This is a genomic window from Sulfuricaulis sp. (assembly GCF_049587675.1).
In the GTDB taxonomy this organism is placed as follows: domain Bacteria; phylum Pseudomonadota; class Gammaproteobacteria; order Acidiferrobacterales; family Sulfurifustaceae; genus Sulfuricaulis.
Window position 1 is genome coordinate 1 of record NZ_JBAVEJ010000209.1, and the last position, 2,004, is coordinate 2,004.

Genomic DNA, 2,004 nt, shown 5'->3' on the forward strand with positions numbered 1-2,004 from the left:
TCAGCGCCGGCAACATGGATTCCATGGTCAACCGGTACACCGCCGACCGGCGCATCCGCTCGGACGACGCCTACACCCCCGGCGGCGCGGCGGGCCGGCGCCCGGACCGCTCGGTGATCGTGTACGCGCAGCGGGCGCGCGAGGCTTATGGCGACGTACCTATTATTATCGGCGGCATCGAGGCCTCGCTGCGGCGCATCGCGCATTACGATTACTGGTCCGACAAGGTGCGCCGCTCGATCCTGCTGGATGCCAAGGCCGACCTGCTGGTCTACGGCAACGCCGAGCGCCAGGTGGTCGAGATCGCGCACCGACTGGCGGCCAAGGAGCCGATTGCCAACATTACCGATATTCGCGGCACCGCCTTCGTGCGTGCGGCGCTGCCGGAGGGCTGGAGCGAAATCGATTCCACGCATCTCGACACGCCCGGCGCGTTGAATCCGCCGGTGAATCCCTATGCCACAGAAGCAGAAATGCGAAATACTTCGGCGTCGGGGCCTGCCACGAACGTCGTGCATCTGCACAAGCGTGCGCCGAAGCTGGACCGCGAGAAAACCGTCATTCGCCTGCCGGCGTTCGAAGCGGTATCGAATGATTCCATTCTCTATGCACACGCCTCGCGCGTGATGCATCTCGAAACCAATCCCGGCAACGCGCGGGCGCTGGTGCAGCGCCACGGCGACCGCGACGTGTGGCTCAATCCGCCGCCGCTGCCGCTGACTACGAAGGAAATGGACGGCGTCTACGAGCTGCCGTACCAGCGCCTGCCGCATCCGGCGTACGGCGAGGATAAGATACCGGCCTACGAAATGATCCGGTTTTCAATTGCTATTCAGCGCGGCTGCTTCGGCGGCTGCACCTTCTGCTCCATCACCGAGCACGAAGGGCGCATCATCCAGAACCGCTCCGAGGATTCGGTGATCCGCGAGATCGAAACCATTCGTGACTCCGTGCCCGGCTTCACCGGCGTGATCTCCGACCTCGGCGGGCCGACCGCGAACATGTATCGCATCGCCTGCAAATCGCGCGAGATCGAGTCGGCCTGCCGCAAGCCCTCGTGCGTGTATCCCGATATCTGCCAGAACCTCAATACCGATCACGCGCCGCTAATTCACTTGTACAAGCGTGCGCGCGAGCTGCCGGGCATCAAGAAAGTGCTGATTGGCAGCGGCGTGCGCTACGACCTCGCCATTCAGTCGCCCGCGTATGTCAAAGAACTGGTGCAACACCACGTCGGCGGATATCTCAAGATCGCGCCCGAACATTCACGCGAGGGCCCGCTCTCCAAGATGATGAAGCCCGGCATGGGCGCGTACTACAAGTTTAAGGAACTGTTCGACAAGTATTCGAAAGAGGCGGGGAAGGAGCAGTACCTGATTCCCTATTTCATCGCCGCGCATCCGGGCACGACTGACGAGGACATGCTCGAACTGGCGCTGTGGCTCAAGCAGAACGGTTTCCGCGCCGACCAGGTGCAGGCGTTCCTGCCGAGCCCGATGGCGACCGCGACCGCGATGTACCACTCCGGCAAGAACCCGCTGCGCAAGGTGACCCGTGCGAGCGAGCCGGTGTACATCCCCAAGGGCCTCAAGCAGCGCCGGCTGCACAAGGCGTTCCTGCGCTATCACGACGCCAACAACTGGCCGATGCTGCGCGCCGCGCTGCGGCGCATGCACCGTATGGACCTTATCGGCTCGGGCAAACACCAGCTGATTCCGACCTACCAGCCGGCCGGTACCGGCCAGGTTCACGAAGGACATCGCGGCAGCAAACGCTTTGCCACGCAACACACCGGCCTGCCGCGCTTCACGCCGAAGAAATCCAAGTCGTCGCGCGCCGGACAGCGACCGCACAAGACGCTGCATCCCGGCAGCCCGACCGGCAGCGGCAAGCGGCGCTAACCTACGGCTGTCATTCCCGCGAAGGCGGGGTGAGACGGGGTTTTCGTGACCACACTTAACGTGTGTTCACGCCACCGAACGGGTGCAACAGGGTTTGTTGCAC

The 2,004-nt window shown here is 63.5% G+C and carries 1 protein-coding gene; it reads left to right on the top strand.

Features of this window, described 5'->3' with window-relative positions; translation table 11 throughout:
• The coding region (locus tag WB402_RS10805; RefSeq protein WP_424207735.1) for a YgiQ family radical SAM protein at positions 1 to 1,901 on the top strand (1,901 nt) is incomplete at its 5' end.
• Positions 1,902 to 2,004 lie beyond the last annotated feature (103 nt).